This is a genomic window from Pseudomonas sp. GW821-FHT09E12, assembly GCF_059416085.1.
Window position 1 is genome coordinate 622,239 of the sequence record NZ_JBWKOM010000001.1, and the last position, 22,726, is coordinate 644,964.

The following is a 22,726-nucleotide window of genomic DNA, read 5'->3' on the forward strand; positions in this document are numbered from 1 at the left end:
AGCGTCTTGACGCTCCCCTGTGACAGGCTTATACAAAGGGCGTGGTTCGCTGTCGTTGACAGCCCAGCCCAGGTAGCCTGAACCTTCAAGGCTACGCCACGTTCGTGGTGGTTTACCCAAGTGCGATCAGCGTTCGGAAGCTCGCGCGGTTACCGCTTCAGCGGTGATGAATGCCCACTACCCCATGCCTGCGGATCACCACCGCAGACGCTCCCCTGCGTCACCGCTATTCCCCCAAGGCGCATCGTTCTGATCCTCATCGGCTTGCCGGTGGCGAGTCGCTCATCGCTTGCCTTCATCTTACCCACCCTGACGGGGACTCACTCCCCCGTCAGGGACAGTGCGTCACCGTTTTCCCTTGAAACAGGAGAACTATCATGGCCCACGCCAACCAACCCCAAGAAGCGATCACTTACTTCAACCTGCACACCGTCGGTATCGGCTACCTCAACCGTGTTCGTGAAGTACAAATCCGCCGCGGCCAACCCTTCATGGCGTGCGATATCGCCGCCCTGCACGGTGCCACCGATGCGGTGGAGTACACCCGCTTCGACTGCAAAGTCGCCGGGGGCGAAGCTGAACGCTTGATTCGTCTCTATATGGACGCCGTCAAAGCCGAGAAAAAGGTCTTGCTGTCGTTCCGTATCGGCGACCTGTGGATCGATCCGTTTCTCTACGAGAAAGGCGCTAAACAAGGCCAGCCAGGCGCCAGCCTGAAAGGTCGTTTGCTGTTCATCGACTGGATCAAGGTCAACGGCACCTTCGAGTACAAAGCGCCCGCCAGGCAGGAAGCAACAGCACCTGCTGAGCAAGCGCCCAACATTGAGCCATCTTCACCATCGACTGATGCCGATGCTGAGGAAAACGACAAACCAACAGAGGCTCAGGTCGAATCTGAATCTCCATCCACTCCCCCTACGACCCGCCGTGTTGCCACCCGTACCGTTCAGTCCGCCTGAACAGTCCACGATGTTGCTCATCAAGGCGCTCCCTCGAGCGCCTTTCTTCAATCCGCACAGGGGAACCATCATGGAATCCTTTTGGCTTTGCGACGACTGCCTGTTCGCAGCTGCTTACGAGGACTACGGCATGTTATCGTTCTACTATACGACGGATGAAATCGAGAAACGCATCGCCGGTATCCATCGTGGACTGACTCGATTAATGCCCATCAGTGCCGACTTTGATCCCGAAGCCGGCTGGGGAATAAAAGCCTTTTCCCCATTGCCCTGCGACTGTTGTGGTTCACACCTACACGGTCAACGCCACCGATTCACTCGGCTGTAAACAGCGCGCCATTTGCTAACACCCGCGACTCTATATCCACCTTGGGGACACCACTCCCCTCGGGCGTGTACCCCTGATTGTTCCCTTCGGAGGTACCACCATGAGCACCCAACTCACACTGATTGAAACCTCGGATCTCGAAGCTGATCGTATCGTCCAAGAAAACCAGGTGATCGACGAAGCGCTGCATATTCTGGATCGTCGGCTGTTCGCCCGCGGCCCTGACCTGACGTCGCCTGACACCGTAGCCTCGTACCTAAAACTGCATCTTGCACAACAAGAGCATGAAGTCTTCGGTGTGATTTTTCTCGATGCCAAGCACCGTGTGTTGGCGTTCGAGGTGCTCTTTCACGGCAGTATTGATGGAGCCAGCGTTTACCCCCGCCAAGTCGTTAAGCGCTCCCTCGCGCATAACGCTGCAGCCGCCATTTTTGTTCACAACCACCCCTCAGGTTGTACGGAACCCAGCCAGGCGGATCGCCTCTTGACCGCACGGCTGAAGGAGGCCTTGGCATTGATCGAAGTGCGCGTACTGGATCACTTCATCGTGGGTGAGGGTCGTCCGCTCTCCCTTGCCGAATATGGCTGGCTTTAACCCTCACAGGTGCCTTCGGACGCCTTGTTCATTTTCATCCTGGAGAATGCTCATGAACCTCGTATCCCAAGCCGCAGCCCTGCTACCAGCCTCAAACCCATTTGCTCGCGGCTACGACAACCTGCATATCGAACGGCTGCTACTGATCACCTACGAAGACGACTGCCCTCCCTGCTTTCGACCTGTGCATGACGCACAAGCCCATCTGCCCGACAATGAGCTGCAACTGTTCCTCTGCCTGTTCAATGACGATTTCGCCTTGATCAGCGAAGGCCAATCCATTCCGGATGATTTGGATGAATGCTGTCAGTCCACCGGACTGGTGCGCCAAGTGATCTATGCCGTGATGGGCGAAATACACAACGAGCGGCATCACCTCGGTGACCTGTACTCCCTGGAAGAGGCTCAAGCCATGGTCCATCGCTTGAGCTTCAAAACAGGACACTACAGTCGAGCCTGGGAGATCAGTGCCGCACACCTCACTGAAGAAGCATTGCGCTACTTGGAAAACCGGGCTGGCAATTTCGACTCCAGACCAACAGGTCTGCTGTTCGAACCCTTTGCCTTGACAGACTGCAATGGCGTCGGGTGTAAGCTGATCGGCACGCCCTGGACCGACGATAACCTAGTGAAGATCGAGGGCCGTCCTTACTTATCGCTGAGGCAAGAGCAACTCGATGCCGGTACGCCAGTAGCGTTGATCAGGGTGCTGTACCTCGCGGCATTGGTGGATGTGCGATTGTTAATCTTCGACCCCGACGCTGCCGTCTTGGAGGGGCTCGCCATTTTTGATGAATAGCAACGTGTTCAGCGTTAACACGACCCATCTTGAATCAACTTTCTCACTGAATCGGCCCGTCACCTCATGCCAGGTTCTGCACTGAATCTGACATGAGGTTTTTTCCATGGAGCGTTTTTTCACGCCTGTCTGCCTGCTGGGTTTGTTGAGCGCCTGCAACGCGCAAATCCCCACCCCATTGCCGCCCCATCCAAAAATCGGCAGTGGCGCCTATCAAAGCCCGCACTCGAGGGGTACAGCCGAAGAAAGCCATCCGGCAGAACTTCGTTATGGCCGCTATACGCTGGTCAGCACCGAGCCCACCACGGAACAACGCGATCTTCTTGCCCAAATCATTGAAGTAAACATCCCGTCCAGCCTGAGCCCTTCGGTGCAGGAGGCGATGCAGTACGTATTGCAGCGCTCGGGCTATTCGCTCTGCCCCGTTACCGCGTCAGTGAGGGTGCTCTTTACTCGGCCCCTACCCGCGGCCCATTACCGGCTTGGTCCAATCCCTTTGCGCAGCGCACTACAAGTGTTGGCTGGCCCCGTCTGGCAACTCACGACCGATGAAGTCAGCCGTTCGGTCTGCTTCGAACAGCAGAAAACGGAGGCTGGCGTCGTGCTGATTACACCCGTCTCGCCCCATCAGTCGGAGGCACGTCCATGAAAGCCTCAACGTTTCAAACCCTTATTGTCGGGTTGCTTTGCCTGGCAATTGCCGGCCTAAGTGGTGGTTTGTATAACCAGTATCAAGGCGTGGCCGAGCTACAGCGTACAAACACCCAACACCTACAAGCTCTGGATACCCTGCAACGTGATTCAAGCGCCCTCAAGGACGCCCAGGAGAAGCTGCAGTACGCGCTGAAAGACCTGAAACAGATGGTCGATACCGGCGAGCAACAGGCCAATACCCTCGATCCGATGTTGGATCAGTGGGCGCAAGAAATACAGGAACTGCGCGATGGTCTGGCAGCCCGCGCCACCGTGGCAGACCTGACAGCGCTACGCGCACGCCTTGAGCAGGTCGAGCAGCAACTCCTGGACCTCAGGACAAAGCCATTCCCTCCACCGCCGACGCCTTCTGCGACTAAACCGAAAAAGACCGCTCGCCCCAAACCCACCCCGCTTTCGCCACCGTTCTCAGTGTTGGGAGTCGAGTTCCGCGGGGGTGAGCGCTTTCTGGCGGTCGCCCCCCATGACAGTCGCTCGCTCATGGATGTCCGGCTGCTACATAGCGGTGAGCAGCTCGGGGCCTGGCACCTAAAAGTGCTGGAGCCGAACTCAGCCATCTTCGCGGTGGCCGCTCAGCCAGACCAGACCGTGCAACTCCCTTGAGAAGCGATCATGAACAGAACGCTACTGCCCGCCGTCATCTGTCTGGCATCGCTACTGACCACGGGCGCGGCGATGGGCAATCCTGTCCTGACACCGTCACGGCGTCAGGACACGCAGTCCACTCCCCTGGGGCGCTCTCACTCTGAACAGGCTGCGAGCTGGGGGCTGACGGAGCAGGAGTGGACGCGCTTCGAACAGATCCAAGCCGGCCCGCGCGGTTTCTGGAGCCCGAACCTCGATCCGTTGACCGCACTCGGGGTCGAGGCCCAGACCGACCAAGAGCGCCAGCGCTATGCCGAATTACAGGTAGCGCTGGAAGCCAAACGCGCTGAGCGCGAGTTGGCCTACCAAAACGCTTACACCGCGGCCTGGGCCAAGCTGTTTCCCGGGCTGCTGCCGATCCAGGGCATGGCATCCCCGTCCCCTGCCAGCTCAGCGGTCATGCCGCGTCAAGCCTTGTTTGTGGAGGACCACTGCCCAGCGTGCACCGCCGAAGCGCAGCGTCTGCAAAGCAGCGACACGGTGTTCGATATCTACCTGGTGGGCAGCCAAGGCGAGGATGAACGCGTCCGTAGCTGGGCTCGGCAAGCAGACATCGATCCGACCAAGGTTCAACGCCGGCAGATCACCCTGAACCATGACCGTGGTCGCTGGTTCAGCCTGGGGGCCCCGGGGCCATTGCCTGCCACATTTCAACAGGTGAGTGGACAATGGCAACGCCTCGACTGAGTGGTATTGCACTCATGCTGACGATATTCGTCGTCCAGGCTGACGAACTTCCGCCTCCGGCCTACCAACTGGCAGCGCATGACGCGGATATCCCTTCTACGGTGCTGTTCGCGATTGCCCTGCAGGAGAGTGGTACCCGCGTCCGTGGTCGACTGCTGCCCTGGCCTTGGACCCTGAACATCGCCGGAACCCCCTACCGTTTCGCCACTCGCCAGGCCGCCTGTCACGCGTTGCTTCAGGCGCTCGCCCGACATGACGCCAAGCGGGTTGATGTCGGACTTGGGCAAACCAACCTGGGCTACCACGGACAACGCTTTTCCAGTCCCTGCGATGCCCTCGATCCCTACCGAAATCTCGTCGTGACCGCCGCGCTGCTGCAAAAGCATCACGCCGCCACCGGTGACTGGGTGTCAGCGGCCGGACGCTATCACCGCCCGGCAGGAGGAACGCTGGCGGCACGTTACCGCGCCGGATTTTCCCGGCAACTCGAACGGTTGCTGGTTTCCTTCAAACAGGGCGCACCGCCATGACGCGAATATTCCTTACCTGTTATTTCATCCTGTTCTTGGCACCTGTCGCCCAGGCGAAACCAACCGTAGTCAGGGATCCGGCTGGCGACGTCACCCAACCCTATTTCCAAGCTACGGGCCTGCCCATAAATAATAGAGTTCAGGCTGACCGGGCCGTGCATGCGGACTTGTCCACGTTTGCCGATGAAGCCTGGATACTGCCAATCAGTAGTTCTCGGTTGAGCCCCGGCCAAATCACGCCTCGTGCCCTCAACATGCCTGGCTTGCGGCCATTTTTCTTGGTCGGTGACAATCCCCAATCTCTGGTTTGGTTGCGTCAACGTGCGGCTGAACTGCAGGAAATGGGCGCGGCTGGCCTCGCCGTCGAAGTGACCGATACCGAAGCCCTGGCCCGGATTCGAGCAGCCGCTCCGGGCATCACTATCCTGCCGGTCAACGGCAACGACATCGCCACTCGCCTGCAGATTGAGCACTACCCCGTCTTGATCACTGCCACCTCACTGGAACAGTGAGTCCAGGTCATGGCCGAGCATGCGATGGAGTCCAAGCTCCGGCCCGCTGTGGAGCTGTACTCCGTAGCGATCTGCATCGCCGCTGCAGTGTTGTGCGTGTACTCGCCCTGGGCTGTGGCCCTGTCACCCGAGATCGGTCTGGTTGCAGCGCTGGCCTATACCCTGTTCGGCCTGATCCGACTGCAACAAGCCTGGGAGGTGCTGCGTTATCGGCGCAATATCCGTCGGCTGCCCCGCTACGAGCTGACCAGTCGGCAGATTCCGGTCAGCCGCAAGCGGCTGTTCATGGGCCGAGGCTTTCGCTGGACCCGACTGCACACCCAGCGCTTGGTCGAGGCCCAGGATCCTGCTGTCGCTCACTATGTCGACCAACCGACCCGTTACCGCCTGGCACGTGGACTCGAACGGCGTCTGGAACATGCACCGTTCCCGTTCTCGACACTGGCCCGTGTCACTGCCTGGGACAGTGCCCTCAATCCATTGCGGCCTTTGCCCCCGGTCGGTGGCTCGCCGCTGTTGCATGGAGTCGAGCCCAACGAAACGGAGGTCAGTCTGCCGCTGGGCGAACGGGTCGGTCACACCCTGGTGCTCGGCACTACCCGTGTCGGCAAGACGCGACTCGCCGAAGTGTACATCACCCAGGACATTCATCGCATCGAACATGAGGTGGTCATCGTCTTCGATCCGAAGGGCGATGCCGACCTGCTCAAGCGCATGTACGTCGAAGCCAAACGCGCCGGTAGGGAGAAAGAGTTTTATGTCTTCCATCTCGGCTGGCCGGAGATCTCCGCTCGCTACAACGCCGTGGGACGTTTCGGACGTATTTCGGAGGTGGCGTCACGCATCGCAGGGCAGCTCAGTGGCGAAGGCAACTCGGCGGCCTTCCGTGAGTTTGCCTGGCGTTTCGTCAACATCATCGCCCGTGCCCTGATCGAGTTAGGCCGGCGTCCGGACTACCTGCAGATCCAACGGCATGTGGTCAACATCGACGCACTGTTCATCGAATACGCCCAGCAGTTTTTCGCCAAGACCGACCCGAAAGCCTGGGAAGTGATCGTCCAACTTGAAGGCAAGCTCACCGAGAAGAACATCCCGCGGCATATGGTGGGACGCGAAAAGAGGGTGGTGGCCATCGAGCAGTACCTCGCGGCGAAGCGGGTATTTGATCCGGTAATGGACGGACTGCGTTCAGCAGTGCGATATGACCGTACTTACTTCGACAAAATCGTTGCCTCGCTGCTACCGCTGCTGGAGAAACTCACCACCGGCAAGACCGCCCAGTTACTGGCTCCCAACTACACCGATTTAGATGACTCGCGGCCAATCTTCGACTGGATGCAGATTATCCGAAAACGCGGCATCGTCTACGTCGGTCTGGATGCACTGACCGACGCCGAGGTGGCCGCCGCTGTCGGCAACTCCATGTTCGCCGACCTGGTCTCGGTCGCCGGACACATCTACAAACATGGCATCGACCATGGCCTGCCCGCATCGGGCAGCAGCGGTGACAAGTTGCCGATCAACCTGCACGCCGATGAGTTCAACGAGTTGATGGGTGATGAATTTATCCCACTGATCAATAAGGGCGGTGGTGCCGGTATTCAGGTAACCGCCTACACCCAGACCCTCAGCGATATCGAAGCGCGAATCGGCAACCGCGCCAAGGCTGGCCAGGTCATTGGAAACTTCAATACTTTGCAGATGCTGCGGGTGCGCGAGACCGCCACCGCGGAGCTGCTCACACAGCAGTTGCCCAAGGTCAACGTGCTGACCAAGACCTTGGTGTCGGGTGCCACTGACACCTCCGATCCTGACGCCAATACAGACTTCACTTCGTCCTCCCAGGATCGCGTCAGCAGCACCAGTGTGCCGCTGATCGAGCCTGCTCATATCGTCAGTTTGCCCAAGGGGCAAATGTTCTCCTTCCAGGCCGGTGGACAGCTCTGGAAAGTCCGCATGCCCTTACCAAAACCCTCCAACGACGATGCCATGCCTAAGGACCTGCAGGATCTCACCCAGCGGATGCGGGCCACCTACAACGATCAGGCGGGACTATGGTGGAGCGCCAGCGGTGGTGGTCCAACAATTAACTTCGATCTGGATCAGGTGGGGTAGCTCTACCCTGACCTAGGTTTCGACTCAGCAGAAAACGATCGAGAAGGCGTCGTACCCACCTCAACTCTGCAGCACGCAATGGAGTGAACGATGGTGACTTCCGCCCAGAACACGCCGCCACAACCGATCCAGCGCCCAGGATTGATTCTTTCAATTATCAACCTGGTACTGCGCATCATCGGCTTGTTGATCGCCTCGTTGCTGTTCTCGATCCTGATCGAGTTCGTGGGCCTGCTACTGTTCTGGGGTGATCAGGGCTGGCGACATAGTCAGGCCATGCTAACCAGTGAGTTAGGCTGGCTCAGCGAGCACTTCAAATCTTCACTTTTCATCCAACAACCTGGACAAACGATTGGCCAGTGGTTGGAGCTCCTCAATCAGTGGCTGGTGGTCAAGACAGGTTTGGCGGATTTTGCCCAGCAGGCGCGGGTGTCTAGCATAAGCAACAACTTCTGGGGGTGGATTAACCAGTTTTACGTGAGCATTGAAGATTTCGTGCTGGCCGCGGTGTATGTAACCTTCATCTTTGTAGTGCGCCTAACTATCCTTGCTCTGGCAACACCACTATTTATGCTGGCCATGCTCACTGGTTTTGTCGATGGACTGGTGCGCCGTGACCTACGTAAATTCGGAGCAGGGCGAGAAAGTAGCTTCGTCTATCACCGCGCCAAACAAGCATTGACTCCACTACTGGTCATGCCTTGGATTATTTACCTATTCCTGCCCTTTTCGCTCAATCCAATGGCCGTATTTTTGCCCTGTGCTGTGATGCTCGGTATCACTACGAAAATCACAGCAACTACATTCAAGAAATATCTCTGACCCGGAAAAAGCCGTTGTTCTTTTACATATCCCAATAGTTATCCAGAGACCTAAAACTGACGTACCACGCAAATGCGGATTAAGCTGCTATAGGTCGTTCTCGGCTTCCGCTATGAGTTAGGGTATCAGATGAAATGTAGGCTTCCCAGATGTAGGGGAATCAAGGACCTGCCCCCCCAATTAAACAGGTGCGTGAATGGGGCAAGGTTTGTATTCCGGACTTTCACCAACAAAAAGGGCCCTTGCAGGCCCCCTCAAAATCAATCTTACTGAGTGCGCCACGACTCAACAACATCTGCACCAAACTCGGTTTTCCATTCTTTCAGTTGGCGATGGTTGCCGCCCTTGGTTTCGACCAGCTCACCAGTGTTTGGATTTTTGTAAATTTTCACTTCGCGAGCTTTACGGGCCACCTTTACAGGTGCTGCTATTGGTTTCGAGAGACGATTAGCCTGTGGATCCAAAATGCTAATGACGTTCTTCAAACTGAAGCCGTACTCACTAAGCAACGCACGTAGTTTGCTCTCGAACTCCATTTCTTTTTTCAAACCGGAGTCGCTTTTCATCGACTCGAGCTCTGCGAGTTGTTCAGCCAGTTGTTGCTCAAGCTTACGAAATTCAGCCAAACGAGACATGTGAAGCTTCCTTCAGGTTAAGGAGATGAGAAATGAACGTTTCTATATTAAGCCATGATTCGATCTTCGTCATCCATACTCCCTTTAAACAGTGGGTAAATCGACTCATTGCCTGATGAGTAGCACATTGCATTATTAAAAGGACAGGAGTGCTAGCTCACGCGTCCCCAAAAGCGATAGATCCCACCTCGCGTTTACTACTGAATAATTCAATCTCTCCCTTGACCCTGGCTCCATCTCCTCATGGGCCAACATCATGTCGACTACTGCCTTTCGCTGTTTTTTACTTCTTTCACTAACCATCGTTCACGGCAGCACCTTTGCCTCATCGCTCTATGAGCAAGACCAACTCAACCTGGTCATCCAACAGCTCGACACTATCGACCGTCTTACGGCGCGAGCTGAGACAGCCCGCACGTTGGAACCAAACGAGCGCTATCGCTTCGACTATCCCCGGCTGACTCAGGATATCCAACGTATTCGCCAGGGGGTGCAGGGCTATCTATCCCCCTCTCGCGCTCAACCCCACGATCCCGGTGAACTGGTCGGTGATTACCGCCTCGACACACTACCTGCGGTGCTCTCGCCATGAGCATGACCGACGCCCAGACCGCGGCCTTCCAAAACGCCTCAGGGTTTTCGGCGCAGAGCAGTTCGACGCTGTGGCAATCCCTGGTTCTGGTCCTGGCTTTGCTCTGGTGTGTCTGGGTGATGTGGACAGCTTACCGAGGGTGGGCGGCGGGTAGCGTGCGTTTCGGCGCGTTTGGCGGCAGCGCCATGCGCGTGCTGCTCACCTTGCTGGTTTTGATGTTCTTCACCCTGTCCTAACCCAGGAGATCACCACCATGTTCAAGTGTTTTGTACCCCTGAAAAACAACCTGCGTGATCGTGCGAGCCAGCGCTTGATCAGTCTGCTGCTGGTGCTCAGTCCGAGCCTCGCCTTTGCTCAATTACCTACCATGGAAGCACCTTCGCGTGGTGAAGGCAGCGGGTTGATCGAGACCATAAAAAACTATGCCTACGACGGCGGCATCCTGCTCGGCCTGCTGATCGCCCTGCTCGCTTTTCTCGGTGTGGCTTGGCATTCCCTGACCGTCTATGCCGACGTACAGAACCAGCGCAAAACCTGGAAAGACCTCGGCGCCGTAGTCGGCATCGGAGCCCTGCTGGTGGTGATCATCATCTGGTTCCTGACCAAGGCTGCCGCTATTCTGTGAGGTTGGCATGAACGACTCTATCGAACGCCTTGCCGACGGCACCTTGGTCTTTCTCCCAGAGCGACTCAATCGTGATCCCGCCGTATTGCGCGGTTTAACCAATGATGAGATGTGGGCAGCGCTCTGCACCGGCGCCGTCATTGGCCTGCTGCTGGGTGTTCCTCTGGCGATCGCCACCGCCTCCATTGCCGTGGCGCCGACCAGCATGATCGCAAGCATGGCGGTGGTGTTATTTGCCGGTGGCACACTACTGCGTCGGGCCAAACGGGCCCGTCCCGAGACCTGGTTGTACCGCAGGCTCGAATGGATGCTCGCCATGCGTTGGCGCCTGGGTCGCGGCAGTTTGATCCTTCACTCTGGTGCCTGGACGGTTCGCCGTTCGCGTCGACTGCGCCCTCCCCTGTCCCGGTGGCAACCATGAGTCGTTTTCGGAACAAGGTGGACGCCCAACAGGCGCATATCTTCAGCCTGCGTCTGGCGGTAATGATCCTTGCCCTGGTCTGTGCCGGTCTCTGGTACGGCTGGCGCTCGGCACCGACCGATCTGACCGTGCATGTACCCCCGGATCTGCGCTCAGGCAGCACGCGCAAATGGTGGGATATTCCTTCAGAGAATGTGTATGCCTTTGCCCTGTACATCTTCGGTCAGCTCAACCGCTGGCCTTCGGATGGTGAGCAGGATTACCGCCGCGCCATCTATGGCTTGCAGTCCTACTTGACACCCGCCTGCAAGGCCTTCCTCGACGGCGACTACGAGTACCGCAAGGCCGCCGGCGAACTGCGCCAGCGGGTGCGTGGGGTCTACGAAATTCTGGGTCGAGGTTACAGCGAAGATCCGGAACTCAGAGTGAAGCAACTCGATCGCGACAGCTGGCTGGTCAAGCTCGACCTCAATGCCGATGAGTATTACGCCGCCGAACCGGTGAAACGGGTGGTGGTGCGTTATCCATTGCGCGTGGTGCGTTTTGACCTGGATCCAGAGCGCAACAAGTGGGGGCTGGCGCTGGATTGTTATCAGGGCACACCGCAAAAAATCTCCCTGCCTGGAGGTGAGCCATGAAGCGGATTTCTACCCCGGGACTCACCGCCGCACTGATGCTATGGGGGGCTGCAGCGCAGGCCGTCGAGCTGATGCACTGGGAACGCCTACCCCTCGCGGTTCCGCTGGTAATCAATCAGGAACGGGTGGTCTTTGTCGATGAAAATGTTCGAGTCGGCGTGCCCTCAACCCTGACAGGTAAGCTGCGCGTACAATCAACTGGCGGCACGCTGTACCTGCGCGCGTCGGAAGCCATTGCCCCGACCCGGCTGCAACTGCAATCGGTCGAGACGGGCGAGATCATCCTGCTGGATATTGCTTCCACGCCTGGTGATCAACCGCTGGAGCCCGTGCGTATTGTTAAAAATGATCAGGTTCAGTCTGCCGAGAAGGAATCTAGCCCCGTCCCGGCTCCAGATCGTACGCCAATCCCAGTCGCCTTGACCCGCTACGCCGCACAAAGCCTGTACGCACCGCTGCGCGCCGTGGAGTCCCTGCCCGGGGTACGCCGCTTCCCGCTCAAGCTTCGCACCGAACTGCCAACCCTGCTGCCGACCGAAAACGTGTCCAGCACACCTGTCGCCGCCTGGCGACTCGGTGATTACTGGGTGACGGCGGTGAAGTTGCGCAATCGTGGTTCAGCGACGGTGCAACTCGACCCGCGTCGGCTTCAGGCCAAGCTGTTCGCCGCGGCCTTTCAGCATGCTTTCCTCGGGCCTGTCGGCAGCGCTGAAGACACCTCGATTGCCTACCTCGTCACCCGCGGTGCTGGCCTCGAAAACGCCGTGCTGCTCCCGCCCGTTGCGCGAGGTGCTGACGATGAAGGCTAACGCCTTGCTCAAATGGCTGGTACCGGCTGCGCTGCTGGCCATGGTGTTGATCATCCTGAAAACCTGGGTCGCGGGTGGCAGCACGCCTTCTCCAGAAAACCCAGTTGATCAGGGCAACATTCAGTTATCCGCCGAGCAAGCCAAGTCGCTCGGCATTGCGGGCGATACCCCACACGACACGGTTGCCACCCTGGTCGGCCAGGTGAAGGCCATGCGCAGCGACATGCTCGGCTTGAAGAAACACAACGACTCACTGCAGACGGAGAACAACCGCCTGCGCGAGCGGGAGAACAGCGTCGATTCGCGTATCCAGACGGCACTTGGCAGTGTGACCCAGCAGGTCGACGAAGGCCGCCGTCAAGCCAACGAAGCAAGACTCAAGGCTGAACAAGACAGTCGCCAGGCCCGTGGTCTGCTGAAGCAATTGCAGGACCAGTTGTCGGGACTGACCGGCAAAGGCAAGGACATGCCGATCGGATTGGGGCTTGAGCCGGGCGACGGGGCTCAGTTCGACGGGCAGCATTCTGCCAATGATGCGCTGCAGTGGATTGAACCCTCGGATGCTCTGTCCACCGACGCCCGAGGCAAAACCAAGACCTCCTCCGCTCTGAGCCTGCCTACCACCTTCAACTCACTGGAGAGCTTGAACGATAACCCTATTGATCGCAGCCAGAAACAGCTGCGCGCCGTCACCCAGGGTGAACGTGACCTGACACGATCCGCTAATCGAACCGAAGGCGCGAAGCCGGTCTACACCATTCCCGAAAACGCGACATTGATGGGCTCGGTCGCCATGACCGCGCTGATCGGCCGAGTCCCGGTGGACGGCACAGTGAATGATCCCTACCCCTTCAAAGTACTGGTCGGCCCGGAGAATTTGACCGCCAACGGCATCGACCTGCCGGACGTCGCGGGTGCCGTGATGAGCGGCACGGCGTCCGGAGACTGGACCCTGTCTTGCGTACGCGGGCAGGTCGAGTCAATCACCTTTGTGTTTTCCGATGGCACCATCCGCACGGTGCCTCAGCCGAAAGCGGTAGCCAGCCGGAATACCTCCACCACCCAGAGTTCGAGCACTGACAAGATCCGTGGCGGACTCGGTTACCTGTCCGATCCGTATGGCATTCCTTGCATTGCCGGCGAGCGCCGCTCGAACGCCCAGCAGTACCTCGGCAGCCAGAGCCTGATCACCGCGGCCGGCGCCGGTGTCGCCGCCTTGCTTGGGGATGAGCAGAACAACAGCAGCGTGATCAGTTCGGGCGGCAGTACGCTCGGAATCACCAATAGCAGTGGCAATAGCGCACTGAATTCAATCCTCAGCAGTGGAGTCAGCGACATCCGCGAGTGGGTTAACAAACTCTATGGCGAGGCCTTTGCGGCCGTTTACGTACCGCCTGCAGCACAAGTCGCACTGCACCTCGACCATGAGATCACCATCGACTACGAGCCCAAGGGCCGGAGCGTTCGCCATGAAAAAGACCATGCCTCTCTGCCTGACCTGGATTAGCTTGCTCTGCTGGGTCCTGGCGGGGTGTTCCACCGACAAGGAAACGCTTCTACCCCATGGCGAGCAAACCATGCTGGACATCTGGAACGGCGCCGGTTCACAAGGTGCTCAGCAGCAACTGCTGGATGCTCGGCAGCAGTTACGTCGCCCGCTGGCTCAGGCAGATTTCTCTATCTCTCTCCAAGAACCGTACACTCGCACCGCGACGAACGAGATCCGCAATTTGTTTCCTCGACTGCCCAATCCCGATCTGATGCTGTACGTGTATCCGCATTTGAGTGGTACCGAGCAGGCACCGGTCCCGGGTTACTCGACAGTCTTTCCGTTCTACCAGCGTGTGCAGTACGCATTGCCGGGTGAACGTCAGGAAGACTTGTAGTGCGTACCGGCGATTCGAGCAACCGCACTGCCGCGTGGAAAGCCTGGCGCAACCCACTACGTCCTCGTGCGACCATGGCCGATGACGCCGCACTCTATGCACACCAACCCAGCTTCACCGATCACCTGCCGTGGGTCGAGTACCTCGACACCGAGCAGTGTTTTCTGCTGGATGACAATCGCTCGGTGGGTGCAGTGTTCGAGTTGCTGCCTATCGGTACCGAAGGGCGCGAACCTGACTGGCTGATGGCGGCTCGTGATGCCCTCGAGGATGCCCTGCAGGACAGCTTTGACGAGCTGGATCAAGCGCCTTGGGTGGCGCAGTTTTTCTGCCAGGACGACAACGACTTCACCCCCTACCTGAACCGGCTGACTGGCTATATTCGAGACAGTGCGCAAGGTACCGTCTTCACCGAGGCGTATTTGGAGCTCAGTCGCCGTCATCTGAAGGCCATCGCCAAGCCCGGTGGGCTGTTTGAGGATAAGGTGGTGACACGCCTGCCCTGGCGCGGCAATAACCGACGGGTGCGCCTGGTGGTCTATCGCTGGCTTGAGTCTGACGCTGAGGAGAGGGGACTCACTCCGGTGCAATCCCTGCAACAGGCTTGCGAACGTATCGCGGCTTCGTTGCAGGCGTGCGGGGTGCAATCGACGCGAGTCGATGGCCAAGGTCTGTATGCCTGGTTGTTGCCCTGGTTCAATCCAGCACCCAAGCTCACCGATGAAGCACCCGAGGAGTTCTACCACCGTGTGGCCTATCCGGAGTCGGGCGACGGTGAGTCGCTGGAACTGCCCTTCGATCACGATTTCGCCGAGCGCCTATTTTTCAACGAGCCCCGTTCGGATGTCCAGCGCGGACTCTGGTTCTTCGATGGCCAACCCCATCGGGTCATGGTGGTGGACAAACTGCGGCGGGCACCATCGATTGGTCAACTCACCGGAGAAACTCGCAAGGGTGACGCGGTGAATGCCCTGTTCGACCAGTTACCTGAAGGCACGGTGATGAGCCTGACCTTAGTGGTCAAACCACAGGATGTACTCGAGGATCAGTTGAACCGCCTGGCCCGCAAAGCCATCGGTGAAAACCTGGCCTCGACCCAGACCCGTCAGGATGTCGAAGAGGCTCGCGCGATCATCGGCCGCCAGCACAAGCTGTACCGAGGAACCCTGGCGTTCTACATGCGCGGTCACGATGAACAGCAACTGCATCAGCGCTCGGTCAGCCTGGCCAACGCATTGCTGAGCGCGGGACTGCAACCGGTACGTGAAGGCGACGAGGTCGCCGCCTGCAACAGCTACCTGCGTTGGTTACCCATGGCTTACAACCCAGCCCGCGACACGCGCAACTGGTACACCCGCCTGATGTTCACCCAACACCTGGCGAACCTCGTTCCAGTGTGGGGCCGCAGCACCGGCACCGGCCATCCGGGCATCACCCTGTTCAACCGTGGTGGCTCGCCATTGAGCTTCGACCCTCTGTCACGCCTGGACCGGGCCATGAACGGTCATCTGCTGTTGTTCGGCCCCACCGGTGCCGGCAAGTCGGCGACCCTGGTCCCCCTGCTGATGCAGGTCATGGCCGTGTACCGCCCTCGCCTGTTTATCGTCGAAGCCGGTAACTCATTCGGCTTGCAGGGCGACTACTTCGCGACACAGGCCCTGTCGGTCAACAAGGTCCAATTAAAACCGGGCGCCTCGGTCAGCCTCGCGCCCTTCGTCGATGCCTGGCGCCTGGTCGAGCAGCCGGATCAGGTGGCGAGTCTTTCGATCGATGAGCTGGACGATGAAGCGGTAACCAGTCGCGAAGACCAGCGCGATGTTCTCGGTGAATTGGAGATCACCGCCCGGCTGATGATCACCGGTGGAGAGGCCAAGGAAGAAGCCCGCCTGAACCGAGCCGACCGCAGCTTGATCCGCGAATGCATTCTGGATGCGACGCACACGTGTGTCGCAACGGGCCGCCAGGTACTGACCCGCGACGTGCGCGACGCCTTGCTGCGTGTCGCCGCTGACACGCACTTGCCGGAGAAACGCCGCGAGCGTGCCCAGGAAATGGGTGAGTCCATCGACTTGTTTTGCCAGGGTTTCGAGGGCGAACTGTTCGATCGCGAGGGTACGCCTTGGCCCGAGAGCGATGTGACCATTGTCGATCTCGCCACTTACGCTCGCGAAGGCTACGAGGCACAGATGTCTATCAGCTACATCAGCCTGATAAACACCGTGAACAACCTCGCCGAACGCGACCAGTACCTGGGGAGGCCAATCATCATGGTCACCGACGAAGGCCATATCATCACCAAAAACCCGCTGCTAGCGCCATTCGTGGTCAAGGGCACAAAGATGTGGCGCAAGCTCGGCGCCTGGTTCTGGCTGGCGACGCAAAACCTTGCCGACTTCCCCACGGCTGCGCAGACTATGCTCAACATGATCGAATGGTGGATTTGTTTGAACATGCCGCCTGCGGAAATTGAAGAAATCGCTCGCTTCAAGAAACTTTCACCGGCGCAGAAAGCCCTGTTGCTGTCCGCCAGCAAGGAACCCGGCAAATACACCGAAGGGGTCGTGCTATCGAAGAAGCTCGAGACGCTGTTTAGGGCCGTGCCGCCCAGTCTCTATCTCGCCCTAGCCATGACGGAACCCGAGGAAAAAGCCGAGCGCTGGACACTGATGCAGGAGAACGGTTGCTCAGAGTTGGAAGCGGCTTACCGGGTAGCTGAACGGATCGATAGAGTGCGAGGAATAGAACCCGCATAGGGAAATCTATTCAGGTCTCGCGCTCTAAAGCGAGCGACAGGTTATCGCGCTGCACCTCGAAGCCGCTGCTGAATCCTCAACAGGAATCCGGCTTCAAAAGCATCTTGACAGTCACCAACAGGAAAAGTCTTGCGGGTTTGCGCCAGCTCCCACCACAGAGGAATCTCGCCGGGCGTATCAAGCCAAGCCTGGGCGCATTGCACGCCACGTTCGATCATCGGGGCAAATTCGTTGCCCCAAGGTGTCAGAAGACTTGGGCAACCATCCGCCGCAGGAATTGAAATGTAGTTTTCGTCCATACATACCCTAGATTTCTGATTTATTGTTAGACGCAGAGTCCAGCCTCGAAAATCTTAACGACACCAAATGAATGCTCGATAACAGGCATGAACATCAAATGGCCTAGATCACTACCAATGTAGACTATATCCCGTGGATTGAGAGTCCCTCAAAGCGCAATTTGCGCGCATGACTCAAGACTACGAACAGCTTCGCCTGCAATTGGCGGAGAACATCCGCTTGATACGGCGCGTGAAGAACCTTACCCAAGAGCAGTTGGCGCTCATGGCCGAGGTGGATCGTACCTACGTCAGTCAAATCGAACGAGGGGTAGGCAACCCGTCGCTATTGGTCCTGTGCAAACTCGCCAATATTTTCGAGATCACCGCGGATCAGCTACTCATCGAGCCTGACGCCCTTCGCCGTGTGCTGGACATCGAGTAGCCATTTCATCGTCCTGTAAATCCTTGTAAACCGACAACATCACGTTCGGCTTTATCACCGACACCCCCTCTTACGTCATTGATCCTGTCCAGGCCATCAGTTCAAAGAGCCTGGATCATGCCTGTCGTATGCCCGTCAATTGCACTCCAGAAGCTACGACCTTTGACGCTGAGCATCCTGCTGGCGGGCGGGCCAAGCTTGGCGCTGGATACCGGCAGCATCACGTCTTCTGTGCTTTCTCCAAATTGTCTCGCATACAGGATCGTCGGTATTTGTTTCTGGCTCCTCTGCACGCCCTTCGGCTGCACAGTCAAAACCTCGACCAAAGTTCGTCATTTCATTCCCGAACTCGTGGTCTCGAGCTACGCCACCACCGGCAATAGCCCATGGACTGAGATGGCCACCCTCTCCTCTCCCATCAGCGGTGCGGAAGGTGGCGGCAACCTGATCACCCTGAACACCCGCCGCGACAACCTACCCCGTTTCAAGAACGTCGACGGTATCGGCCACCCCGGTGGTTGGGCCGCAACGCAACTGGCTTCGAAATCCGGCTATGCCTGCGCCAGCGGTGCAACTGCGTTCATGCCCTACTACCTGAGTACCCTGGACTCAATAGCCTGGCGCCATGGCATTCCGGAAAGTCTTTACCCCGAATCGCTCATGCCGGGGATCCGTGAAATCGGACGTCAGGCTTCTGGAAACATGTGGGGCAACGTTTATCCCCGGCAGGGCTTTCTGGTACAGCCCGACGATTTCAAAGCGGCCGCAGTCATGGCGCAACGAGCCGGCGATGTGATTACCCGAAACTGGCAGCCGCATGTGTACTTACCACTCACGCCCGCCAAACGCGACGGCTACTGGCCGCCTGGCCCGATCGTTGAAAACGACGCCTCAACCCACAAATGGCAGTTGCTCTACCCCCAGGTGCAGCCCACGTGCGCGCTCTTCCCCAGCGATCCGGTACAGAGCGCGGATGGCGGCTACGCCTGGTCGCTGTGGCGTCCCTATAGCTGCTGCAAACGTAAGGGACAGACCTTCCTGTTCAGCATCGACTTCGAAGGCGGTGCGTCATGAGTCGGCTTCGTGCGCAATCATGGTTTGGTCTGGTAAGTCTATTGCTCTACGGGCTGCTCGCCATGGCCACGCATGCCCACGCCGCCGAGGGCGATTACCGCCTGGGCACTCAAGGCGAAGTACTCGATGACCGAGTGATGTACACCATTGGTGGCGGCTCGGCAGTCGGCTCACCGAGTTCGCTCTACCGACCCAGTGGTCTCGGTGTCGGCGGGTCCTGGCGAGCGAACATGATGTGCGGAAACATGAGCCTCACCAACACCCTGCAAAACCAACTGAACGGCGTCACCGAAGGTTTCCAGCAGATCATGGGCAGCATTGTGCAAAACGCGACCCAAGCGGTGATGTCGCTGCCAGCGTTGATCATCCAGCGCGCCAACCCCGGTCTTTATGAGTTGCTGAGTAACGGAGTGCTGCAAGGTCGTATCGACTTCGACCGCTCCAAGCTGACCTGCCAGGCCATGGCCGAAAAGATGGCGGACAAGGTCAGTCAAGCCGGTTGGGGCGCGCTGGCGAAGAACCAAGAAATGCAGGGCAATCTGGAGCAAACCGGCGGTGATGCGGTAGCGGCGGTGAAAAATACCGAGATCCATAACGGCAACAATGGGGTGTCCTGGGTCGGCGGCCAGAAGGCTGGAGGTAGTGGGCAGACACCCATTCGAGTGACCGCCGACGTGGTGCGCGCGGGCTATAACCTGCTGCATAACCGGTCAGTGGATGACATTACATCAGTCAGTAGTAGCGACTGCTTGGGTGGGGCCATTTGCCAAACCTGGACCTCGCCCCATGAGGAATCCGAATGGGCCGTTCGCGTGTTAGGCGAGAGCGAAGTCGCGATCTGCGACACCTGCGAAACCCTGCGTGCGACAGCTGGCAGCGGACTGACGCCACTGATCCAGGAGGCCTACAGCGAACATCTCAAAGCACTGCAAGAGTTGCTGTCCGGCTCGCTGCGGCCTACTTCTGACAATCTGGCTAAAGCCTCCAGCCCGATGTTGCCGGTGACCCGTGGTGTGATCGAAGCCCTGCGTGACGACCCCGACCAGGATCTGTTGGCACGGCGCTTGGCCAGTGAGACGGCCTTGTCTAGTGTGCTCGACAAAGCGTTGCTGCTACTGCGCACTCTGCTGGCGGGCAGTCACGAACCCAACATCGCCTCCGCCGAACCGGCACAGACGGCCTTGACGAAAAACATCGACGCTCTGGAGCGCGAAATACGCCTGCTGCAGACCGAACTGCAGGTCCGGCAGATGCTGGCCACCAATACCGCCAGCCTGGTGCTCGACCGGCATGCCGGTGGTGCTGATGCTTCGCGCACCGTCGAGCAAGGCGACCCTGAGCCGGGCCGACTCAATGATGCTGACGCCAGGCGCAAGTGAGCCATGAAACGCTCACCGTTTTTCACTCTGCTTTCAGGTCTGGGGATTGCTGCGGTGATGATCCTAATCGCCGTACTGGTCGCCTGGATCGGCCGCACTGCGCTGGGTAGTTTCGAGACCTGGCAGCAGGCACTCGAATCCGTACGGCCCTATCTGCGGTGGTGGCGTGCCCTGCTCTACGGTGCTCTCTTTGCGCTCTGGTGGGATCTGCTTCGGCGCCACCGACATCGACATCGACCACAGGATCGACTGCGCGTGAAGCGCATCGGGGCATTAGGGCTCGTGCTCTTTACCTGCGTCGAACTCACCCGACTGTGAGGTCACCACCATGCTCATGAGCACCAACAGTTACTTGGAGTTTTACCTCTCTCTCCTGGCCTGGATCATCAACAACGGCCTCTGGAGTGTCCTGTCCGACACCGGGCTGTTCGCCGCGCCCTTCGGCGCGATCATCTTGCAAGAGTGGTTGTCGGCCCGTCAGCAAGGCGCAGATGAAGGTAACAAGGGGCTGCTCTCGGTACCGCGGATCGAGAACCGGTTGTGGCTGGGCTACATCGTCGTGTTGTTCGGCTGTGCGCCCGTCTTTCCACTGAGCCTCGCCTCAATGGCGTTCGATGATGCGGCGAGCCAGCGCTGCGGCATCAGTGTGGCCAGGCCAGCAGAAACCGCCTGGGGTGCCACCTTCAATACCATCGGCGAACGCTCCGCCAATGTGCCGATCTGGTGGTTTCTGGTGCATGCCTTGAGCAAAGGTGTGACCGCGGCGGCCACCGCCTCCATTCCCTGCGCGCCGGATATCCGGCAGATGCGCATGGAGATCGACAGTTCGCGCATCGAAAGCCAGGTACTGCTGCAAGAAGTCGCCGACTTCACTCGCGACTGTTATGGCTACTCTCGTTCCCGGCTGTTCACCAATCGCCCGCAGTTGGACAAGGCACAAAGTCACGACGCGTCCTGGATCGGCTCAAGCTATTTTCTCGATACGCCTGGCTACTACGATACGGATCGCTCACGCACACCGCGAGTCAGTTGGCCGTATGACGACAACCGCGATGTTTCCTTGCCGCGGCTGGAGAATGGCGCGGGCTACCCCACCTGCAAGCAGTGGTGGAGCGACAGTGGTGTCGGGCTACGCGAGCGCTTGATCGAGCAGGTCGATCCTTCGCTGCTGACTCAGCTGAAAGGTTGGTTGACTGGCCGTTCGAGCAACGAGATCGAGGATGCCACCCTGCGCGAGTTGGTCAGCCCGCGCCAGCAATCAATATCCATGTCGCCCGGACAGGTGTACCAGGACTACGGCTCCAGCGCTCGCGGTAGCTCGATCAATCAGGGGCTCAACAACCTGGCCACCAACACCGGGCTGGCCCTCGGTTCCTTCAGCAACTTCCCGGCGATGAATGCGCTACGCGCTGCTCTGCCGATGGTGCAGGCTTTCCTGATCATGGGCGTCATCATCAGTCTGCCAGTGATTCTGCTGGTCAGTACCTATCAGTTGAAGACCGTCATGACCGTGACGTTCGCGCTGTTCACCTTACACATGCTGACCTTCTGGTGGGAACTGGCGCGCTGGGTCGACTCCAGCATGCTCGACACCTTGTACAACCAGGTTTCGGCGTCCAATCAGGTGCTGTTGTCGCTGCCCACATCCGGACTTATGGATGGGACGGTCACCGCGCAGGTGATTGAGTATGTGATGGGGGCGATGTTCGTCGTGCTGCCAATGTTGTTTTTGGCTGCGATGAGCTGGGCAGGATATAGCGTTGGCTCAATTGCCGACGGCATGCTTAGCAAAGGTGCAGCTCAAGCGCAGGACGCTGGTGCGAAGGGTTCTGGAGCTCTGATATCTGCTGGAAAGGCCTTAAGGAAGGAGTGAAGAGCTCGACTACAGGTCTTTTAAATCAGGCTGACCGGGTGCACGGCCATACTCATACTCACCATATGGGTCGCCATATGCCTTGTACCGGAGAGCATCCTTAGGTTTGATAGGCGTTCCATTGGCGATGGCCCAACACAAGACAATAAGGATCATAACCGACACTGTGAACCATAAGCTGACTAAAAGGAGTCCTGCGGCTACTGCCAACTTGATGACTAGAAAGCTCCCGCGAACGAGTAAATTACCCGCAGGTATACCTGCTGTCACCGCACGCTCAGCCACGCAGGACTCAAACGTTTTCACCTTACGGTAACCACGCTTTACCAACATGCCACAGGCGTACACCCAGCGGTGGGCACGCGAGTTCTGAACAGCTTGCTGAGTCGGCATGCTATCGCCCTCTTCTGAGCGTTTTCATGGTTGAGACAGGAGTAACAGCCTACTACTGAAAACGGTCCGTGCCTGACCGTTTATCAGTTTACTCAGCCGAAAAATCTTCACTGGAAGACAGAAGACAAGCCCCGTGAAACAGCTTCTCTACAGTGATTGACCCATATAAATCGTCCGGCTAAATACAAGGTACGGATCGCTGTTATCGACAGCATCTTC

At 58.3% G+C, this 22,726-nt stretch carries 28 protein-coding genes; 25 read left to right on the forward strand and 3 right to left on the reverse strand.

All coding sequences use genetic code 11. The features are described from left to right. Nucleotides 1-377: 377 nt before the first annotated feature. From AC07PQ_RS02830 to AC07PQ_RS02880, 11 genes are all read left to right on the forward strand, one after another. Nucleotides 378-959, forward strand: a complete 582-nt coding sequence (locus tag AC07PQ_RS02830) for an STY4534 family ICE replication protein (RefSeq protein WP_493184494.1) — start codon at nt 378-380, stop codon at nt 957-959. Between the two features lie 70 nt (nt 960-1,029). After that, on the forward strand, nt 1,030-1,287 hold the full coding sequence (locus AC07PQ_RS02835) for a hypothetical protein (RefSeq protein WP_493184859.1): 258 nt from the start codon (nt 1,030-1,032) through the stop codon (nt 1,285-1,287). Nucleotides 1,288-1,387: 100 nt separating this feature from the next. Next, the gene (radC, locus tag AC07PQ_RS02840) at nt 1,388-1,882 is read left to right on the forward strand and encodes a RadC family protein (RefSeq protein ID WP_493184493.1); all 495 of its coding nucleotides are present in this window, start codon (nt 1,388-1,390) and stop codon (nt 1,880-1,882) included. 52 nt (nt 1,883-1,934) lie between these two features. Beyond that, nucleotides 1,935-2,681 carry a DUF5983 family protein gene (locus AC07PQ_RS02845; RefSeq protein ID WP_493184492.1) on the forward strand — a complete coding sequence of 249 codons (747 nt, stop codon included), beginning with the start codon at nt 1,935-1,937 and terminating at the stop codon, nt 2,679-2,681. Between the two features lie 106 nt (nt 2,682-2,787). Then, nucleotides 2,788-3,330 carry a PFGI-1 class ICE element type IV pilus protein PilL2 gene (gene pilL2 / locus AC07PQ_RS02850; RefSeq protein ID WP_493184491.1) on the forward strand — a complete coding sequence of 181 codons (543 nt, stop codon included), beginning with the start codon at nt 2,788-2,790 and terminating at the stop codon, nt 3,328-3,330. Beyond that, nucleotides 3,327-3,998 (forward strand): chemotaxis protein, encoded by a 672-nt coding sequence (locus AC07PQ_RS02855; RefSeq protein ID WP_493184490.1) that lies wholly within the window; start codon nt 3,327-3,329, stop codon nt 3,996-3,998. The genes pilL2 and AC07PQ_RS02855 overlap by 4 nt, the downstream gene beginning before the upstream one ends. 9 nt (nt 3,999-4,007) lie before the next feature. Beyond that, complete coding sequence (locus AC07PQ_RS02860) at nt 4,008-4,727, forward strand: TIGR03759 family integrating conjugative element protein (RefSeq protein WP_493184489.1); 720 nt, start codon at nt 4,008-4,010, stop codon at nt 4,725-4,727. Then, entirely contained in the window at nt 4,709-5,257 is a 549-nt protein-coding gene (locus AC07PQ_RS02865) for a lysozyme family protein (protein ID WP_493184488.1), read from the forward strand. The genes AC07PQ_RS02860 and AC07PQ_RS02865 overlap by 19 nt, the downstream gene beginning before the upstream one ends. Next, complete coding sequence (locus AC07PQ_RS02870; protein ID WP_493184487.1) at nt 5,254-5,769, forward strand: integrating conjugative element protein; 516 nt, start codon at nt 5,254-5,256, stop codon at nt 5,767-5,769. The genes AC07PQ_RS02865 and AC07PQ_RS02870 overlap by 4 nt, the downstream gene beginning before the upstream one ends. Nucleotides 5,770-5,778: 9 nt before the next feature. After that, nucleotides 5,779-7,884, forward strand: coding sequence for a type IV conjugative transfer system coupling protein TraD (gene traD, locus AC07PQ_RS02875; RefSeq protein WP_493184486.1), 2,106 nt, complete (start codon nt 5,779-5,781; stop codon nt 7,882-7,884). A gap of 90 nt (nt 7,885-7,974) precedes the next feature. Then, nucleotides 7,975-8,706 carry a TIGR03747 family integrating conjugative element membrane protein gene (locus tag AC07PQ_RS02880; protein WP_493184485.1) on the forward strand — a complete coding sequence of 244 codons (732 nt, stop codon included), beginning with the start codon at nt 7,975-7,977 and terminating at the stop codon, nt 8,704-8,706. A gap of 266 nt (nt 8,707-8,972) precedes the next feature. On the opposite strand, the gene AC07PQ_RS02885 is transcribed toward AC07PQ_RS02880, so the two are convergent. Then, the gene (locus tag AC07PQ_RS02885) at nt 8,973-9,341 is read right to left on the reverse strand and encodes a histone-like nucleoid-structuring protein, MvaT/MvaU family (protein ID WP_493184484.1); all 369 of its coding nucleotides are present in this window, start codon (nt 9,339-9,341) and stop codon (nt 8,973-8,975) included. 256 nt (nt 9,342-9,597) lie between these two features. Between AC07PQ_RS02885 and AC07PQ_RS02890 the strand changes: the two genes are divergently transcribed. Genes AC07PQ_RS02890 through AC07PQ_RS02930 form a run of 9 tightly spaced genes read left to right on the forward strand, consistent with a single transcriptional unit; the run spans nt 9,598 to nt 17,065 of the window. Then, nucleotides 9,598-9,933 (forward strand): integrative conjugative element protein, RAQPRD family, encoded by a 336-nt coding sequence (locus AC07PQ_RS02890; protein WP_493184483.1) that lies wholly within the window; start codon nt 9,598-9,600, stop codon nt 9,931-9,933. Then, a complete protein-coding gene (locus AC07PQ_RS02895) occupies nt 9,930-10,169 on the forward strand; it encodes a TIGR03758 family integrating conjugative element protein (protein WP_493184482.1) in 240 nt (79 codons plus the stop codon). Before AC07PQ_RS02890 ends, AC07PQ_RS02895 begins: the two co-directional genes overlap by 4 nt. Nucleotides 10,170-10,186: 17 nt before the next feature. Then, nucleotides 10,187-10,558, forward strand: coding sequence for a TIGR03745 family integrating conjugative element membrane protein (locus AC07PQ_RS02900; RefSeq protein ID WP_493184481.1), 372 nt, complete (start codon nt 10,187-10,189; stop codon nt 10,556-10,558). Nucleotides 10,559-10,565: 7 nt separating this feature from the next. Continuing rightward, nucleotides 10,566-10,979, forward strand: coding sequence for a TIGR03750 family conjugal transfer protein (locus AC07PQ_RS02905; protein ID WP_493184480.1), 414 nt, complete (start codon nt 10,566-10,568; stop codon nt 10,977-10,979). Further along, nucleotides 10,976-11,617, forward strand: a complete 642-nt coding sequence (locus AC07PQ_RS02910; protein WP_016978885.1) for a PFL_4703 family integrating conjugative element protein — start codon at nt 10,976-10,978, stop codon at nt 11,615-11,617. The genes AC07PQ_RS02905 and AC07PQ_RS02910 overlap by 4 nt, the downstream gene beginning before the upstream one ends. Beyond that, nucleotides 11,614-12,426 carry a TIGR03749 family integrating conjugative element protein gene (locus AC07PQ_RS02915; RefSeq protein WP_493184479.1) on the forward strand — a complete coding sequence of 271 codons (813 nt, stop codon included), beginning with the start codon at nt 11,614-11,616 and terminating at the stop codon, nt 12,424-12,426. Before AC07PQ_RS02910 ends, AC07PQ_RS02915 begins: the two co-directional genes overlap by 4 nt. Beyond that, nucleotides 12,416-13,933 (forward strand): TIGR03752 family integrating conjugative element protein, encoded by a 1,518-nt coding sequence (locus AC07PQ_RS02920; protein ID WP_493184478.1) that lies wholly within the window; start codon nt 12,416-12,418, stop codon nt 13,931-13,933. The genes AC07PQ_RS02915 and AC07PQ_RS02920 overlap by 11 nt, the downstream gene beginning before the upstream one ends. Beyond that, the gene (locus AC07PQ_RS02925; RefSeq protein ID WP_493184477.1) at nt 13,896-14,312 is read left to right on the forward strand and encodes a TIGR03751 family conjugal transfer lipoprotein; all 417 of its coding nucleotides are present in this window, start codon (nt 13,896-13,898) and stop codon (nt 14,310-14,312) included. The genes AC07PQ_RS02920 and AC07PQ_RS02925 overlap by 38 nt, the downstream gene beginning before the upstream one ends. Beyond that, on the forward strand, nt 14,312-17,065 hold the full coding sequence (locus tag AC07PQ_RS02930) for a conjugative transfer ATPase (protein WP_493184476.1): 2,754 nt from the start codon (nt 14,312-14,314) through the stop codon (nt 17,063-17,065). Before AC07PQ_RS02925 ends, AC07PQ_RS02930 begins: the two co-directional genes overlap by 1 nt. Before the next feature lie 41 nt (nt 17,066-17,106). On the opposite strand, the gene AC07PQ_RS02935 is transcribed toward AC07PQ_RS02930, so the two are convergent. Next, nucleotides 17,107-17,364 (reverse strand): LasR-specific antiactivator QslA, encoded by a 258-nt coding sequence (locus AC07PQ_RS02935; RefSeq protein WP_087092598.1) that lies wholly within the window; start codon nt 17,362-17,364, stop codon nt 17,107-17,109. A gap of 169 nt (nt 17,365-17,533) precedes the next feature. On the opposite strand from AC07PQ_RS02935, the gene AC07PQ_RS02940 reads away from it, so the two are divergent. The 5 genes from AC07PQ_RS02940 (at nt 17,534) to AC07PQ_RS02960 (ending at nt 22,114) form a co-directional block, all read left to right on the forward strand. Further along, entirely contained in the window at nt 17,534-17,788 is a 255-nt protein-coding gene (locus AC07PQ_RS02940) for a helix-turn-helix domain-containing protein (RefSeq protein WP_087092597.1), read from the forward strand. Between the two features lie 117 nt (nt 17,789-17,905). Next, nucleotides 17,906-18,862: a TIGR03756 family integrating conjugative element protein gene (locus tag AC07PQ_RS02945; RefSeq protein WP_493184475.1), complete on the forward strand. Its 957-nt coding sequence runs from the start codon at nt 17,906-17,908 to the stop codon at nt 18,860-18,862. Continuing rightward, nucleotides 18,859-20,241: an integrating conjugative element protein gene (locus AC07PQ_RS02950; protein WP_493184474.1), complete on the forward strand. Its 1,383-nt coding sequence runs from the start codon at nt 18,859-18,861 to the stop codon at nt 20,239-20,241. The genes AC07PQ_RS02945 and AC07PQ_RS02950 overlap by 4 nt, the downstream gene beginning before the upstream one ends. A gap of 3 nt (nt 20,242-20,244) precedes the next feature. Continuing rightward, the gene (locus tag AC07PQ_RS02955; protein ID WP_493184473.1) at nt 20,245-20,559 is read left to right on the forward strand and encodes a hypothetical protein; all 315 of its coding nucleotides are present in this window, start codon (nt 20,245-20,247) and stop codon (nt 20,557-20,559) included. Nucleotides 20,560-20,569: 10 nt separating this feature from the next. After that, nucleotides 20,570-22,114 carry a conjugal transfer protein TraG N-terminal domain-containing protein gene (locus AC07PQ_RS02960; RefSeq protein WP_493184472.1) on the forward strand — a complete coding sequence of 515 codons (1,545 nt, stop codon included), beginning with the start codon at nt 20,570-20,572 and terminating at the stop codon, nt 22,112-22,114. Nucleotides 22,115-22,123: 9 nt separating this feature from the next. On the opposite strand, the gene AC07PQ_RS02965 is transcribed toward AC07PQ_RS02960, so the two are convergent. Next, a complete protein-coding gene (locus AC07PQ_RS02965) occupies nt 22,124-22,507 on the reverse strand; it encodes a DUF3742 family protein (protein WP_495072380.1) in 384 nt (127 codons plus the stop codon). Nucleotides 22,508-22,726 lie beyond the last annotated feature (219 nt).